The 15,739-nt window shown below is 58.1% G+C and carries 16 protein-coding genes; 7 read left to right on the top strand and 9 right to left on the bottom strand.

Annotation, left to right across the window (positions count from 1 at the left end; genetic code table 11):
• Nucleotides 1-21: 21 nt before the first annotated feature.
• From BN1139_RS14780 to BN1139_RS14760, 5 genes are all read right to left on the bottom strand, one after another.
• Complete coding sequence (locus tag BN1139_RS14780; RefSeq protein ID WP_005349204.1) at nucleotides 22-1,419, bottom strand: peptide MFS transporter; 1,398 nt, start codon at nucleotides 1,417-1,419, stop codon at nucleotides 22-24.
• A gap of 213 nt (nucleotides 1,420-1,632) precedes the next feature.
• Nucleotides 1,633-2,544, bottom strand: a complete 912-nt coding sequence (galU, locus tag BN1139_RS14775; RefSeq protein ID WP_005349205.1) for a UTP--glucose-1-phosphate uridylyltransferase GalU — start codon at nucleotides 2,542-2,544, stop codon at nucleotides 1,633-1,635.
• Nucleotides 2,545-2,640: 96 nt separating this feature from the next.
• Entirely contained in the window at nucleotides 2,641-2,961 is a 321-nt protein-coding gene (locus BN1139_RS14770; RefSeq protein ID WP_005349207.1) for a ComEA family DNA-binding protein, read from the bottom strand.
• Nucleotides 2,962-3,338: 377 nt separating this feature from the next.
• Nucleotides 3,339-5,519 carry a phosphate acetyltransferase gene (gene pta / locus BN1139_RS14765; protein ID WP_005339119.1) on the bottom strand — a complete coding sequence of 727 codons (2,181 nt, stop codon included), beginning with the start codon at nucleotides 5,517-5,519 and terminating at the stop codon, nucleotides 3,339-3,341.
• Between the two features lie 55 nt (nucleotides 5,520-5,574).
• Nucleotides 5,575-6,777, bottom strand: a complete 1,203-nt coding sequence (locus tag BN1139_RS14760) for an acetate kinase (protein ID WP_005349210.1) — start codon at nucleotides 6,775-6,777, stop codon at nucleotides 5,575-5,577.
• Between the two features lie 304 nt (nucleotides 6,778-7,081).
• Between BN1139_RS14760 and yfbV the strand changes: the two genes are divergently transcribed.
• Entirely contained in the window at nucleotides 7,082-7,522 is a 441-nt protein-coding gene (yfbV, locus tag BN1139_RS14755) for a terminus macrodomain insulation protein YfbV (protein WP_005339116.1), read from the top strand.
• Nucleotides 7,523-7,596: 74 nt separating this feature from the next.
• On the opposite strand, the gene BN1139_RS14750 is transcribed toward yfbV, so the two are convergent.
• From BN1139_RS14750 to BN1139_RS14740, 3 genes are all read right to left on the bottom strand, one after another.
• Nucleotides 7,597-8,097 (bottom strand): YfbU family protein, encoded by a 501-nt coding sequence (locus BN1139_RS14750; RefSeq protein WP_005349212.1) that lies wholly within the window; start codon nucleotides 8,095-8,097, stop codon nucleotides 7,597-7,599.
• A gap of 171 nt (nucleotides 8,098-8,268) precedes the next feature.
• The gene (bcp, locus tag BN1139_RS14745; RefSeq protein WP_005349226.1) at nucleotides 8,269-8,733 is read right to left on the bottom strand and encodes a thioredoxin-dependent thiol peroxidase; all 465 of its coding nucleotides are present in this window, start codon (nucleotides 8,731-8,733) and stop codon (nucleotides 8,269-8,271) included.
• A 24-nt stretch (nucleotides 8,734-8,757) separates the two neighbouring features.
• Nucleotides 8,758-9,291 (bottom strand): glycine cleavage system transcriptional repressor, encoded by a 534-nt coding sequence (locus tag BN1139_RS14740; protein WP_005349229.1) that lies wholly within the window; start codon nucleotides 9,289-9,291, stop codon nucleotides 8,758-8,760.
• A 205-nt stretch (nucleotides 9,292-9,496) separates the two neighbouring features.
• Between BN1139_RS14740 and dapA the strand changes: the two genes are divergently transcribed.
• The 3 genes from dapA (at nucleotide 9,497) to BN1139_RS14725 (ending at nucleotide 12,775) form a co-directional block, all read left to right on the top strand.
• Complete coding sequence (gene dapA / locus BN1139_RS14735; RefSeq protein WP_005349232.1) at nucleotides 9,497-10,384, top strand: 4-hydroxy-tetrahydrodipicolinate synthase; 888 nt, start codon at nucleotides 9,497-9,499, stop codon at nucleotides 10,382-10,384.
• Complete coding sequence (bamC, locus tag BN1139_RS14730; protein WP_005349235.1) at nucleotides 10,377-11,504, top strand: outer membrane protein assembly factor BamC; 1,128 nt, start codon at nucleotides 10,377-10,379, stop codon at nucleotides 11,502-11,504. Before dapA ends, bamC begins: the two co-directional genes overlap by 8 nt.
• 167 nt (nucleotides 11,505-11,671) lie before the next feature.
• On the top strand, nucleotides 11,672-12,775 hold the full coding sequence (locus tag BN1139_RS14725) for a phosphoribosylaminoimidazolesuccinocarboxamide synthase (RefSeq protein WP_040065098.1): 1,104 nt from the start codon (nucleotides 11,672-11,674) through the stop codon (nucleotides 12,773-12,775).
• Between the two features lie 128 nt (nucleotides 12,776-12,903).
• Here the strand turns inward: BN1139_RS14725 and BN1139_RS14720 are convergent, their stop codons facing one another.
• Complete coding sequence (locus BN1139_RS14720; RefSeq protein ID WP_005349236.1) at nucleotides 12,904-13,506, bottom strand: short chain dehydrogenase; 603 nt, start codon at nucleotides 13,504-13,506, stop codon at nucleotides 12,904-12,906.
• A 97-nt stretch (nucleotides 13,507-13,603) separates the two neighbouring features.
• Here BN1139_RS14720 and BN1139_RS14715 point away from each other — a divergent pair, with 97 nt between their 5' ends.
• From BN1139_RS14715 to BN1139_RS14705, 3 genes are all read left to right on the top strand, one after another.
• Nucleotides 13,604-14,503 carry a LysR family transcriptional regulator gene (locus tag BN1139_RS14715; RefSeq protein ID WP_005349238.1) on the top strand — a complete coding sequence of 300 codons (900 nt, stop codon included), beginning with the start codon at nucleotides 13,604-13,606 and terminating at the stop codon, nucleotides 14,501-14,503.
• 71 nt (nucleotides 14,504-14,574) lie between these two features.
• Nucleotides 14,575-15,216, top strand: a complete 642-nt coding sequence (locus tag BN1139_RS14710) for a DUF2057 domain-containing protein (RefSeq protein WP_005349243.1) — start codon at nucleotides 14,575-14,577, stop codon at nucleotides 15,214-15,216.
• 73 nt (nucleotides 15,217-15,289) lie between these two features.
• Nucleotides 15,290-15,736: an HIT domain-containing protein gene (locus BN1139_RS14705; RefSeq protein WP_005349244.1), complete on the top strand. Its 447-nt coding sequence runs from the start codon at nucleotides 15,290-15,292 to the stop codon at nucleotides 15,734-15,736.
• Nucleotides 15,737-15,739: the final 3 nt, after the last annotated feature.

Genomic DNA, 15,739 nt, shown 5'->3' with positions numbered 1-15,739 from the left:
GTTGTTTACAATCCTGACCGTTTAGACGGTGGCGGAGTGCAGTTTCTTCTCTTGAACTTGCGGCTCTTTGGCCGGGCCTTCGGCACCGTGCATCCAGTAGACCAGGCGGTTGGCCATGGTCAGCAGGATCAGGGCGCTCAGTATCGCAGCCAGGGCGATGCCACCGAAGATGGCGATCGGGCCGGCTTCACCCACGAAGGAGCCGATAAAGCCCGCAGCGTAGTTGGCCAGGGCAACGAAGCCAAACCAAGCACCCATCATCAGGGAAGCCAGACGCAGCGGAGCCAGCTTGGTCACCATGGAGAGGCCGATCGGGGAGAGGCAGAGCTCGCCCAGGGTGTGGAACAGGTAAGCACCTACCAGCCAGAACATGGAGGTCTTGACGGTGTTGTCACCACCCTGCTGCAGCACGGCACCAACCATGAACAGGAAGCCGATAGCCAGGAACAGCAGACCCATGGCGAATTTCACCGGAGAGTTCGGCTCTTTCTTGCCGAGCTTGATCCAGATGGCCGCAACGACCGGTGCCAGGGTGATAATGAAGAAGGGGTTCAGGGACTGGAACCAGGCGGTCGGCACTTCGAAGCTGCCGATCATGCGGTCGGTATACTCCTGGGTGTAGAGGTTCATCAGACCACCTGCCTGCTCGAAACCGGCCCAGAAGATGATGGTGAACAGACCCAGTACCAGAATAACCTTGATGCGATCCACTTCCTGTTTGGTCAGCGGTGCTTTCTGCTCGGTAGTACGCAGGGCGGCTGCGCGCTGGGCGGCAGTGACGCGACCGATGTCACCCAGGAAACGCTGGGCCATGGTGGCCTGGACCACCAGAGAGAGCAGCATACCGATACCAGCGCCGATGAAGGCAGCTTGCCAGCCGTAGGCCGTAGCGGCAGCACCACAGATCACGCCTGCCAGCAGGGAACCCAGGTTGATACCCATGTAGAAGATGGTGAAAGCACCATCACGGCGGTGATCGCCCTCTTCATAGAGGTCACCCACCATGGTGGAGATGTTCGGTTTGAACAGGCCGTTACCCACGATCAGCAACGCGAGGCCCGCGTAGAACATGGTGTTGACCATATCCGGGAACATGGCGTGGGGCAGTGCCAGAGTGAACTGACCTGCGGCCATCAGCACGGCACCGATCAGGATGGCGCGACGTTGACCCAGGAAGGTGTCAGCCAGCCAGCCGCCGATCAGCGGAGTGATATAAACCAGACCGGTGTAGATACCGTAGAGTTTGAGGGCATCTGCCTGACTCCAGCCCAGACCGCCGTTGGCAGTCAGGTCGGTCAGATAGAGCACCAGTACGGCACGCATGCCGTAATAGGAGAATCTCTCCCACAGTTCGGTACTAAAGAGCAAAAAAAGCCCTTTAGGGTGACCTAAAAAGGTCCCTTTTGACGGGTTATTCATTGGAACTTCCACCTGTGTCTTATATTTTTTTGAGTTTTTTATGCAAGGGCGAGAAACACGCCTCAATCCTTATAGAGCATGTGTGAATAAATTACAACATTATGATTTGCTGAGAGTTTATTTACTCTTGATTGATTTTTTGTTGCAAAAATGAAAAAGGAGCATCATTTGATGCTCCTTAAATACGTCTATAAAAAACAGATTTATCAGCGATTACAACTGCTTGACGAACTGCTTCAGCCAGCCGATGAATTCACCATTCAGCTCGTGATGGCGAACACCATATTCCACATTGGCTTTCATATAACCGAGCTTGCTACCGCAATCGTGGCTCTTGCCCTTCATGAAGTAGGCGTTGACTTGTTCCTGCTCCATCAGCATGGCGATGGCGTCCGTCAGCTGGATCTCGTCACCGGCACCGGCCGGGGTTTTCTCCAGCAGCGGCCAGATATTGGAGGAGAGGACGTAACGACCCACCACCGCCAGATTGGAGGGGGCTTCGTCACGGGGCGGCTTCTCGACAATGGCCTGCATCGGCAGGGACATCCCCTCGCGCAGGGCCTCGCCCTTGATGTCGGCGATGCCGTACTTGTCCACTTCGCTCTCGGGAACCGCTTCCACCATGATCTGGCTGATCTGGTTCTCTTCGAACATGTGTACCATCTCGGCCAGGTTGTCTTTTTTCGGGTCGCTGGCCACTTCATCAATCAGTACATCCGGCAGCAGCACGGCGAAGGGGTTGTCACCGATCAGCGGGCGGGCGCACAACACAGCGTGGCCCAGACCTTTGGCCTCACCCTGACGGACGTGCATGATAGTGACGTCTTTCGGGCAGATCTGTTGCACCTCTTCCAGCAGTTGACGCTTGACCCGCTTCTCGAGGGTCGCTTCCAGTTCGAAACTCTTGTCGAAGTGGTTTTCGATGGAGTTCTTGCTCGAGTGGGTTACCAGCACGATCTCCTTGATCCCGGCGGCGATGGCTTCGCGCACTACGTACTGGATCAGCGGTTTGTCGACCACCGGCAGCATCTCTTTCGGGATGGCCTTGGTGGCTGGCAGCATACGGGTACCCAGACCGGCTACCGGGAGCACGGCCTTGCGAACTGTCAGAGGGGTCTTTTTCATGGAAAACTATCCAGCGGGATTAAAGTGCGGCCATGATACTCCAAGAAAAATGGGGCAGCCACAGGCTGCCCCATTCGTATATGCAGAGCTCGGACGTTATTTGACGATGATCATGTCACGGTTGGCTTCCAGCGTGGCCGGGCCAATGCCATTGACATCCGCCAGCTGATCGACCGAGGTGAACTTTCCCTGTTTTTCCCGATAGTCGACGATGGCTTGTGCCTTCTTGTCACCAATCCCTTTCAGGCTGGTGAGTTCGGCAAGGGTGGCCGTATTGATATTCAGCTTGCCGGACTCCTTGGCGACCTCGGCTGTGGTTGTTGGCTTGGGTGCTGCCTTATCTGCGGCCAGCACGGGTTGGCTGAACAGGGGCAAGCAGGCCAGCAGCATGACTGCAGAAAGCTTCTTCATCAGCATTTCCATTCCTCCATGATGTGGATATTGCCGAGCGGCACATTGATGAATAGCGTATCGAACGGGTCTTTTTTACTGCTATTTCTAACAGGTAAAATCCTCATACCGATGGCGAAATATATGCTATAAGCGCTTCACTATGAATGCCCTCATAAATCCAACCGTATGATCTTGAATCTATTTTAGATGCATCTTAAAGGTGGCGGGCACGCTTTCCCGCAGCGCTACGCTCGAGACATTTCTGGCTCATTACATGACATTGTTCTGTGCAACACTGCGCTGATGGCATGTTTCACTGGTCTTCAAAAGAGAACCAATAAAAAAGGCTGCTCACCTGGGGTGAGCAGCCTTTGTGATCTGTTTTTTCAGACAGGCACTGATTAGGCTTGTTCGTCAGCCTGTGCAGCCTGGATACCGGTCAGGGCGATGGTGTAGACGATGTCGTCAACCAGGGCGCCACGGGAGAGGTCGTTGACCGGCTTGCGCATGCCTTGCAGCATCGGGCCGATGGAGACCAGGTCAGCGGAACGCTGCACCGCTTTGTAAGTGGTGTTACCTGTGTTCAGGTCAGGGAAGACGAACACGGTAGCTTTACCGGCAACCGGTGAGTTCGGTGCCTTGGACTTGGCCACGTTCTCCATAATGGCCGCGTCGTACTGCAGGGGGCCGTCGATGATGAGGTCGGGGCGCTTGGCCTTGGCCAGCTCGGTCGCTTCACGCACTTTCTCTACATCGGCACCGGCGCCAGAGGTACCGGTGGAGTAGGAGATCATGGCTACGCGCGGCTCGATGCCGAACGCGGCAGCAGAGTCGGCGGACTGGATGGCGATCTCGGCCAGCTGCTCGGCAGTCGGATCCGGGTTGATCGCGCAGTCACCGTAGACCAGAACCTGGTCAGGCAGCAGCATGAAGAAGATGGAGGAGATCAGGGAAGAGCCCGGAGCGGTCTTGATGATCTGCATCGGCGGACGGATGGTGTTGGCAGTGGTGTGCACCGCGCCGGATACCAGGCCGTCAACTTCATTGCGCTCCAGCATCATGGTACCCAGTACCACGTTGTCTTCCAGCTGCTCGCGGGCAACCACTTCGGTCATGCCCTTGTTCTTGCGCAGCTCGACCAGACGCGGCACATAGCGCTCGCGCACAACGGCCGGATCGATGATCTCGACGCGATCGGTCAGTACCACACCCTGCTGTTCGGCAACTCGACGGATCTCTTCCGGGTTACCCAGCAGCACCGGACGGGCAATGCCACGCTCGGCACAGATGGCTGCAGCCTTGATGGTGCGCGGCTCGTCGCCTTCCGGCAGCACGACACGCTTGTTGGCCTGACGGGCCAGCTCGGTCAGCTGATAACGGAATGCCGGTGGGCTGAGACGACGGGAACGGGTAGAGCTGACGGTCAGCGACTCGATCCAGTGCTTGTCGATGTGGCCAGCGACGTAGTCCTGTACCAGCTCGATACGCTCGCGGTCATCTTCCGGAATGTCGACGTTGAAGTTCTGCAGGCTGACGGCGGTCTGCCAGGTGTTGGTACCGGTCATCATGATCGGCAGGCCGGTGGCCATGGCCTGTTGGCACAGCGCCATGACCTGCGGCTCCGGATGGTAGTTACCAGTCAGCAGCAGGGCGCCCAGCTTGACGCCGTTCATGGCGGAGAGGCAGGCAGAGACGATAACGTCAGAGCGGTCGCCGGAGGTCACCAGCAGGCTGCCCGGACGGAAGTGCTCGACCATGTTGTGGATGGAGCGGGCGCAGAAGGTCACGGTCTGCAGGCGACGGCTGTCCAGCTCGCCCTTGTGCAGGATCTTGGCAGCCAGATGCTTGGCGAGATCCTTGGCGCGCGGGGCGATCAGCTGGGTGTTCCAGGGGATGCAACCCAGGATGCGCAGCGGGCTCTTGCCGAATACTTGCAGCACTTCCAGGTTGTGAGCTGCGTCAGAAGCGTGGTGATGGGCTTCGAACATCTCGGTCAGGTCAGGGCGGGTTACGCCATGCTCGTCAACCGGCGCGCCAACCTTGTTGATCACGCAGCCAACGATACGGGGGTTGTTGACACCACCGAAGTTGGAGCAGGCCAGTTCTATGCGCTCTTTCAGTTTCTGGCTGGAGTCATGGCCCGGGTGGGTCACGAATACCATGTCAGCGTCCAGCGCCTTGGCCACGTCGTAGTTCAGCTTGTTGGCAAAGGGCTGCTTGTCGGTCGGCACCATACCTTCGACAACCAGCACTTCGGCACCACTGGATTTCACGTGCTCTTCGAAGCGGGCAACGATCTCTTCCAGCAGGATGTCGGTGTTGCTGGAGCTGATCATGTTCTCGGCGTAGGAGAGGGTGAACGGCTCGGGCGGGTTGATGTTGGCAGCAGCGCGGATAACGGCGGTTGAGCGCTCGGCACCGGTTTCACCCGGACGCGGCTGGGCAACCGGTTTGAAGAAGCTGACATTGACACCGTGACGTTCCATGGCGCGAACAACGCCCAGACTCACGGAAGTTACGCCGACACCAGTGCCGACCGGGATAAGCATAATAGTGCGTGCCACTTTATACCCCTTGTTCATTTTTTGGGATCAGGAAAAGGCCGCCCTGGTGGGCGGCCTCGAGTTACTGCGTCAATTAAGCGCCGACCAGTTCCAGCGCGTCGTGGGCGATAACCCACTCTTCGTTGGTCGGGATAACCAGGGCCTTGGTAGAACCAGCCTTGGTGATCTCGCCACCCTTGCCGAAACGAGCCTTCAGGTTGGCGTCGTGATCAACGTCAAAGCCCAGCAGACCCAGCTTGTTCAGGGTGATTTCACGGATCGGGGCGGAGTTTTCACCGATACCACCGGTGAAAACAACGGCGTCCAGACGACCGTCCATGGCGGCAGCGTAGGCGCCGATGTACTTGGCCAGGCGATAGCAGTAAACGTCCATAGCACGCTTGGCTTCTTCTTTGCTGTCGTAGTTGTCTTCAACGAAACGGCAGTCGGAGGTCACTTCAGTCAGACCCTGCAGGCCGGACTCTTTGGTCAGCATGGTGTTGATATCAGCAACGCTCATGCCCAGCTTGTCGTGCAGGAAGAAGATGATGGCCGGATCCAGATCGCCGGAGCGGGTACCCATCACCAGACCTTCCAGCGGAGTCAGGCCCATTGAGGTATCAACGGATTTGCCGTTCTTGATGGCGCAGACGGAACCGCCGTTGCCCAGGTGGCAGTTGATGATGTTCAGCTCTTCAACCGGCTTGTTCAGCTGCTTGGCAGCTTCCAGGCTGATGTAGTAGTGGCTGGTGCCGTGAGCGCCGTAGCGACGGATGCCGTTCTCTTTGTAGAGCTTGTACGGCAGGGCGTACAGGAAGGCTTCTTCCGGCATGGTCTGGTGGAACGCGGTATCGAATACGGCCACGTTCTTGTCAGCCAGCGCCGGGAATACGCGGCGAGCTTCACGGATACCGATCAGGTGAGCCGGGTTGTGCAGCGGTGCGTACGGAACAGCAGCTTCGATGCCGGCGATCACGTCTTCGCAGATGACAACGGAAGAGGTGAAGCGCTCGCCACCGTGAACAACACGGTGACCGATGGCGATCAGGTTCTTGGACAGTTCCGGATTGAGCGGCAGGATCTTGTTGACGATGAAGTCCAGCGCTTCCTGGTGAGCGGCACCCGCGCCCAGATCGGCACTGCCTTTCTCGCCATTCAGTTTCCACTTGATGCGGGCGTCGTCGAGGTTGAAGCACTCGGCCAGGCCGGACAGCAGGTCATCACCGGTGGTTGCGTCAATGACGGCAAACTTCAGGGAAGAGCTGCCACAGTTAAGAACAAGAACCAGCTTACTCATGAATAAATCCTATCGCAGATTGGGTTGTGTAGGCGGATGCGTTGGACGCGGTGCGGCCAAAAACTTTCAACTTATCCTTATGAGGGTTGGCAATCTGTTGCTTGCCCCTTGTATAGTGATACAAGACCCGAAATCCAGACGTCCCTGACAGGTCAATAGCAAGAAGCTTTTGACGCAAAAATGGGCGTACAAAGGATAACCCGATTGTTGAAAAATAACAAAGTCATCCTCAACCTTTGTTACTTTGCATCAAATTTTGTCGAGGTTTTGCCGTTAGTACGTTCAAAAAGCGCTCGGAGGTAGTATGAGCATGAACATTTTTGGAACTAAGTTACAGCAAGGCCGCCATTATATGACGCTTTGGCCGCGCCGTCCCGAGCTCAATTCGATGTTTCCTGAAAATCGGGTGATCAAGGCGACCGAGTTCGCCCTCAAGGTGATCCCCGCGCTGGCGGTGCTGAGCGTGATGCTGCAGTTCCAGTTTGGCGAGCTGCACTACTGGCCTTCCGTCATCACTTCCGTGCTGTTTCTGCTCAGTTTGCCGCTGCAGGGTTACTACTGGCTCGGTCAGCGGGCCGACACCCGTTTGCCCCCGTCGCTGGCGAGCTGGTATCGGGAGATCAACGGCAAGATGAACGAACAGGGTGGTCGTCGTCAGCTGGTGTCACAACCGCGCTATGAAGAGCTGGCCGATACCCTCAAGGCCGCCTTCCAGCAGCTCGATAAATCCTTTCTCTACGAATAACCCGTTTCAGATGCAAAAAGGCGCCAGTGGCGCCTTTTTTGTTGCGGTCGGTTTTGTTGCGGTCGGTGTGCGGATCACGCTGCCAGTACCTTGCGGATCTCCTGGATGGAGAGCTTGTACTGACGGGGGCACTGACGCCATACAGTCAGCATCCGCTGGTATTTGTCGCGCATGGCGATGTCGCTGGAGAGCTCGTCGCACGGGCACTTGAGCTCGGGGAAGCGCTTGTCCACCTCCAGCAGGAAGCAGACGTAGTCGGCCAGCTCACGCTCCTGGCTGCGGCTGTAGCCGTTGAACTCCAGCCGGCTGGCATTGATCTCGCCCTGATCGGCGGCATCCAGATTGCCCCATGAGATGGCCAGTGCGTGGTGCAGCTCCAGGGTGTCGATCACCTCCTGGCAGGTCGCCAGATCCAGATGGCCGAAGCTCTTCTCCAGCTCGAGGATCTGCAGGCAGTAGCCGCGCTCGATGATGGTGCTGGCGCGCTGGTAGACGTCCGCTTTATCCGGGTTGAGTTTCGCCAGAATTTCGTACTGGTTGCTCAGGATCAAACGCTCAGTGTTGCTCATGTTCATGGGATATCTCGCTGGAAGATGATTCTGGGGCCACGTTAACCCATATATAAAATGAATTTTTTGATCTGGGCGGGGGAGTTGGTGAGAAAAATCCGCTGGCAAGGGGCGGCTGAGCAGACGAAAAAGGCCTGCATGGCAGGCCTTTCAATAACGCAGGAACGCAGGGGAGGATTATCCCTTGAGGAAATCCAGTACCACCTGATGGTGATCGCTGGTTTTGAACTTGTCGAAGTGGTGGGCAATCTTGCCCTCTTCGTCGATCAGGAAGCTCTGACGGTGAATGCCGTCATACTCCTTGCCCATGAACTTCTTCGGGCCCCAGACGCCAAAGGCATCGGCGACGGCGTGGTCTTCATCAGCCAGCAGGGTGAAGTTGAGCTGGTCCCGCTCTTCGAACTTTTTCAGCCGTTTGGCCGGATCCGGGCTGATGCCAAGCACCACCACATTGAGGGCGGCCAGCTCGGCGTTCACATCGCGCAGGCTGCAGGCCTGGGTGGTGCAGCCGGGGGTCATCGCCTTGGGGTAGAAATAGACCAGCACCTTCTTGCCGCGCAGGCCAGCGAGGCTGACCTGATTGCCATTCTGGTCGGGCAGGGAGAAATCGGGGGCGGGGTTGCCAGCTTGTAGTGGTTGCATGGGGTCTCCTCGGGTAAAACGCCCTCAGGCGTGTTTGCGATTGACGATAAACTCGAACGATTCGGCACCCAGTTGACGACAGAATTCGGCGAAGGCGGTTTGCGAACCTTCTACTTCACCCTCTCTGGCCAGATTGAGCTGAAAACTGATCTTCAGCAGGTTGAACGGCTGCTGCTCCAGGGTCATGGATTGCATCGCCTGAATGTTCCAGCCATGTTCGCTGAAGAACTGGGTGCACTGGCTTACGATGCCGGGCTCGTCGCGGATCAACAGGTCGGCACTGGCGCGGACGTCATACTGCAGGGACTGGTGGCGTTCGGTGCGTTTCATCATGGTGATGAGATCCCACTCCTGGCTACGCAGGGGCAGGCTGATTTCGAGTTGCATCATGCTGTTCCAGTCGCCCGAGAGCAGCATGATAAAGGTAAATTCATTGCCGAAGATGCCAAGGCGGCTGTCCACAATGTTGCAACCACAGCCACTGACGTGGCGGGTCACTTCATTGACGATGCCAGGCCTGTCCGTGCCGATGGCCGTTACGACCAGGTAGTGAGTCATAAATCTTCTCTCGTCCGTTATTTCGTTGCGAAAGCCGCGCTGGCAAGTCAACCCTCCGGCCCTGATGACCACTCCCTGAGGGACGCTGCCGACTTTCGTCCATTGCTTTTTGTTCCGGATGGTATCACGGCTTGCCCCCTCTCTCCCTTGTTTTTCAAAGGGGTCAGCTTTACCATTACGCCCCTGAAAATCGGGAGAAAAGTCCATGTTACGCGGTAGTATTGTTGCGCTCGTTACCCCCATGCTGGCTTCAGGTGAAGTCGATTGGGCCAGTCTTGCCAAACTGGTCGACTATCATGTCAGCGCCGGGACCAGCGCCATTGTTGCGGTTGGGACCACAGGGGAATCGGTGACCCTGAGCGAGCAGGAGCATATCGCCGTCGTTGAAAAGACCGTTGAGTATGCCGCCGGACGCATTCCCGTCATCGCCGGTTGCGGCTCCAACAATACTGCCCATGCCATTGAATTGGCAAAGCGACTGGCCAAAACCGGCGTGGTGGCGGGTCTCTCGGTGACTCCTTACTACAACAAGCCCACTCAGGAAGGTCTCTATCGCCACTATTGTGCGATCGCCGAGGCTAGTGGTCTGCCCCAAATTCTTTATAATGTGCCCGGTCGCACCTGTTGCGATCTCAAACCGGAGACAGTGGCCCGTCTGGCCAAGGTTCCCGGCATTATCGGTTTGAAAGAGGCAACTGGCGATTTGAGCCGCACTCCGCTGCTGCGCGAGCTGTGCGGGCCGGAGTTTGCTCTCTACAGTGGCGACGATGCCACTGGTTGTGATTTTATGCTGCAAGGTGGCGATGGCGTGATTTCGGTCACCACCAATATTGCGGCGGCCCAGATGGCCGACATGTGTCGTGCTGCGCTGGCCGGTGATGCCGGGCAGGCGCATGACATCAACAATCTCTTGATGCCGTTGCACAAGACTCTGTTCTGCGAACCGAGCCCCACCCCGGTGAAATGGGCCTGTGCCCAACTGGGGTTGATTGCAACAGCCACCTTGCGCCTGCCGCTTGTTGACCTCACCCCCGAGGGTGAACAGCTGATGGCGCGAGCACTGACCACAGCGGAGTTGATGGCGAGTGTTTAAATCTAATGGAAAGGGAAATAGAGCCCGTCTGGTGCTGAGCGTTGCGACTGTGGCCGTCTTGGCCGGTTGCAGCACCCCCCAGGATCGCAAAATGGCCAACCGCGACTTCGGTTATGAAGATGCCCGCCTCGAGGGCCGCGCGTTCTTGATCCCCGCAGGATTGAGCGCCCCCACCTTCAACAGCCAGTACGATATCCCGCCGCTTCCCGAGAGTAGCCGTGAAGGTGCCCTCGGCGCCCAGGTCGATGTGCGCCCGCCCGCTCAACTGCTGACCGTGGTACCGGGCAGTCAGGTGGTGCAGAGCGCAACCGAACCGACCGTAGCCTTCTATGCCCTGAGCACCAGCCAGAGCGTGGAGCGCGATACCTGGTCGTTCCTGATGAACTTCCTGGCCAAATACAAGGTCACCACCGAGAAGCTGGATCAGCAGGATGGCGTATTGCAGACCGGCTGGTTTGACAACACGGTCGCTCTCGATGGCTGGGGTGAAGATGACGAAGACTTCAAAATCCGTCAGCGTTACCAGTTCACCGTGCGCAACGACGCCCAGCGCCACGCCGTCAACATGTCGGTCCGGGTGCTGGATCACGAAGAGACCATTGACGGCGAGACCAGCAACAAGCTGACCCCAGCCGATGCCCAGCGCTATGCCGCACGAGTGCTGAACCAGTTCTCGCTCTATTACGACAGCCAGCTGAAAGCCCGCGAGCAGCACAAGTCCAACGATGGCATGGGTCTGCAACTGGGTCTGGACAACAACGAGCTGAGCGCCTGGATTGCCGAAGGCTCCTTTGATCAGGTGTGGCGTCGCCTCAACCAGGTACTGCCCGCTTACGGTTTCACCATCAAGGATACCCAGCAGTCTCTGGGCTGGATCGACGTCGAGTACGAAGAGCCGGGTGCCGAGTTCTGGAAGGCGAAAGGGAGCGAGCCGTTCAAACTGGAGGAGGAGAAATATCGCTTCCAGCTTGGCGAAATGGCGGGAGGAAAGACCTCCATCACCCTGTTCGACAAGGACAAGAAGCCGGTATCGTCCGGGGTTATCTCCCAGATGTATATCAGCCTGTCCGAGGCGTTCGCCAAGGGGCTGGCCGATCAGGCAGCAGCAAAAGCAGAATAAATACAGGGGCCTTGTGCCCCTGTTTTGTTATCAGAATCCCCCTGAAAACGCGGGGATTCCGAGCGGTTTTCGATGATGCGAGCCCCCTTGCCAGCCCGTTGCAAACAGAGCGCGCAGGTGAGGAACTCGCGATGTTTACCCCCCACAAACAGGAAGTGTTATTAGCCATGAGTCTTGCAGATCAAGTATTGGCGGTGAATGACGATTTGCCGATCCGTACCGATAAACCTGTCCATTCCGGCAAAGTGCGCAGCGTCTACTGGTTGACCCCCGAAGACAGTGCCCGGCTCATAAAAGAGAAAGGCTATGATGTGCCGGCCGATGCGCCCCTTGCCCTCATGGTGATCAGCGATCGCATCTCGGCCTTCGATTGCATCTGGCAAGGTGTGGATGGCCTGAACGGCGTACCGGGCAAAGGGGCGGCGCTCAACGCCATCTCCAGCCACTGGTTCAAGCTGTTCAAGGAGAAGGGACTGGCCGACAGCCACATTCTGGATATTCCGCACCCCTTCGTCTGGATCGTGCAAAAAGCCCGTCCGGTGATGATCGAGGCGATTGCTCGCCAATACATCACAGGCTCCATGTGGCGTGCCTATAAGGATGGTGAGCGCGAGTTCTGCGGCATCACCCTGCCGGAAGGGCTCAAAAAGGATCAGAAGCTGCCGGAAATCCTCATCACCCCGTCTACCAAGGGCGTGCTGAAAGGGCTGGATGGCGTGCCGGAAGCCGATGACGTCAACGTCTCCCGTGCCGATATCGAGCGCCACTATAAAGGCTTCAACTTCAGCAAACCGGCCGATATCGACCGCTACGAAGTTCTGCTCAAAGAGGGCTTCAACGTCATCAGCGACGCGCTGGCCGGGCTGGATCAGATCTTCGTCGATACCAAGTTCGAGTTTGGTTACGTCCACGATGCCGCCGGCAACGAGAAGCTGATCTACATGGATGAAGTGGGCACCCCCGACAGCTCCCGTATCTGGGATGGCGCGGCCCTGCGCGACGGTCAGATTGTCGAGAAGTCCAAAGAGGGTTTCCGTCAGTGGCTGCTCAACCACTTCCCGGATCCGGACATCCTGCTCAACAAGAACCGCATGCCGGAACGTTTTGCCCTGGCCCGCGACAACAAGCTGCCGACCGAAGTGATGATGGATATCTCCAACACCTACGTCGGGATCGCCGAGAAGATCATCGGCCACAAGTTGGCGCGTTCTGCCAATCCCAAGCAGGAGATCATCGAGGTGCTGCGCGATCAGTACGGTTTGATCGACTAAGGGTTGCTCTCTTTTTTTGTTGCCTAGAAACAAACGTTTGCTGGTGGCGAAGTAGAGAGGCAGAGAAACAGACGGGCCCCGCTATGGGGCCCGTTTTTATTGCTGGTCAGGCGGCAAGCGAGCGGCGATTAGCCGTTGACCCTGAACACCTGACCGGTCTGGATGCCCAACACCGACTTCTTGTAAGCCTGTGCTACCTTGGCGGCGGGCACCGGCACGAAGCCCGGGAAGAAGTCGGCGTATTTGTCCATCGACTCCGCCAGCACGGTGGGGCTCACCACGTTGATGCGCAGGCCGCGGGGTAGCTCGCAGGCGGCCGCTTTCACAAAGTGATCGATGGCGCCGTTGACTGTGCTGGCGCTCACGCCCCAGTTGATCGGCTCCTCGCTCAGAATACCGCTGATCAAAGTGATGGAACCCTTGTCAGTCAGATAGGGAATGGCGGCTCGGGTCAGGTTGATCTGGCCCATTAGCTTGCTCTGAAGCCCCACCTGCCACTGCTCGTCGGTCATCTCGGTCAGTCCGTTGAAGGCCACGCTGCCGCTGGCGACAACCAGTGCATCAAACTGGCCCACTTGGGCAAACAGCGCCTTGATGGAGGCGGGATCGCGCATGTCGACCGTGGCATCGCCACGACTGTGGCCGACCCGGATCACCTGATGATCTTTGGCAAGCAGTTCACTGACCGCGGAGCCGACGGTGCCGGAGGCACCCACAATCACAATTTTCATCTGCATCACTCCTGGTTGGGATGTATCGATTCTAGCGCAACAGAAAATGCGAAAAAGCGCGTAAAATAAACCCATTGTTTCCATATTGGAGCTAATGATGGATATCGCCCATCTGGCCAGCTTTTATGAGGTGGTGCTGCGCGGCAGTTTCTCGACTGCTGCCGATACGCTGGGGGTCAGCAAGGGGATGCTGAGCCGCCACGTTAGCGCGCTGGAGTCCTCCCTCAATGCACAACTGTTGCAGCGCTCCACCCGCCGCCTCAGTCTGACCGAGGCGGGCAAGACCCTCTACCAGCAGGCGGGGGAGATCTTCGCGCTGGCTCGGCAGGCGGAGCAGGATATTCAGGCGCTGACCGAAGAGGATGGCGGCCGCCTGCGTTTTACCTGCCCGGTCAGCACCGGCGATCGCATGGTGAGCGAGCTGCTGGCCAGCTTTGCCGCGCTTTGCCCCGGAGTTGAAGTCGAGCTCAACTTCACCAACCAGATGGTCGACATGAGTCAGGGGGAGAACGACATCGCCCTGCGCGCCATGAACGAGGTGCCGGACAATCTGGTGGCCCTGCCGCTGGGGCGGCTCAAGGATGTGGTGGTGGCGAGCCCCGCGCTTGTAGCGCGGGAGGGGCGTCCAGCTACTCCCTATGAGCTGAGCGGGCGCAGCTGCCTGTTGCAGGGGCACAATCCGGCCTGGGAGCAGTGGCACTTTATCCGTGGGGGGGAAGAGGCCCACATTCTGGTGCAGGGCAAGGTACGAGCCAACCACTACAGCACCGTGCTGCAACTGGTGCGCGCCGGTATGGGCTATGCCAAGTGCCCGCTGATGCTGGTGGAATCGCAGCTGACGGCAGGAGAGCTGGTGACCGTGCTCGACGAGTGGCAGAGCGGCCTGCATCAGCTCCATGTACTGCATGCCCAGCAGCGGCGGGTGCCGCGCAAGATCCGGCTGTTCAAGCAGGTGCTGGCCCAGTGGTTTGCCGAGCGACCCCACTACCTGCTCTGAGCGGCGTTATTTTTCTGTCATCTTCGGCTGCTACCCTGCGCCCATCATCGGCATCAGGAAGATCTGCGGGAATGAAGAGTAATAGAGGGTTGACCGGGTTTGTGCTGCTCTGTGCAGTGTTGGGGGCTGGCAGTGTGCAGGCCATGGTGGACGTGAAGGTGCCGGAGAATTTCCGCATCCTCGCGGTGAGCAACGGCACCTTGCAGGATGAGCAGCATGCCACCCTGGCAGATGGCGAGCAGCAACTGCTGGTGCGCTTCGAAGGGATTATCCCCAGTCGCAGCAGCAGCGAGAATGACCGGCAGGTACGCTCCGAGCCGCAGGTGTTGCGCTATCAGGGGAATAACCAGCGATTGCAGTTGGTGGCCAGCGTGCCGGGAGACGAGCGGGGGATGCAGGCGTATGCCAAAGCCCCGGTAGTGACGTTGCAAGATAATGGCCGGGCGCTTGCCATCCAGCAGGATGCGCTGGTGACCAGCGGCATGCTGCTTGGGGTGGATTGGAATGGGAAACTGGCTGAATACAACCGCAGTGGCGGCAAGGCGGCGCTGACGGCCGTCGCCGTTACTGCACAGCCAACTGCCACGCTCGCCGGTGGGGCGCAACCCGTTGTGGCAGCCAGCGAGCTGGAAGGGCAGTTGCAGCAGCTGTTCCTCCAGGCAGACCCGGCCCTGCGCAAGCGCTTTATCGGTTGGGCCGTGCCACAGCTTTAAGTTTTCTGCCCGTTGCAGTAACGTGGACACTCCTTTTTCAGGCGCTCTGTTCATCATACTCAACGAGGTTTTCATGTTTGAATTGCATTCACGCCTGCAGGCAGATACCCGGTGGCTCGGGGATCTGCCCCTCTGCCGTGTCTTGCTGGCCAAAGACTGCCAGTATCCATGGCTTATCCTGGTACCGCGAGTAGCCAACCTGCGGGAAATTCACCATCTGGCGCCGGAGCAGCAGCAACAGCTGATGCAGGAGTCCTGCGCTGTCGCCAACCTGATGGAACAGGCCCTCAGCCCGGATAAGATCAACATCGGCGCGCTGGGCAATCTGGTGCCGCAACTCCACCTTCACCATGTCGCCCGCTTTGCGACGGATCGCGCCTGGCCAGGCCCCATCTGGGGCGCTCATCCGGTCGTGCCTTACGAGCCACAAGTTTTGGCGCAGCAGGCCGATATATGGCGTGCCCGGCTCGCCAAGCTGAGCGGTTTCACCCCTGTGGCTGCTGATAACGGCGTCAACTGAGAG

Origin of the sequence: Aeromonas veronii bv. veronii (assembly GCF_000820225.1) — a bacterium.
Classification (GTDB): Bacteria; Pseudomonadota; Gammaproteobacteria; order Enterobacterales; family Aeromonadaceae; genus Aeromonas; species Aeromonas veronii.
Note: the sequence above shows the minus strand (reverse complement) of the source record. Positions and strands in the feature narration are given on the sequence as shown.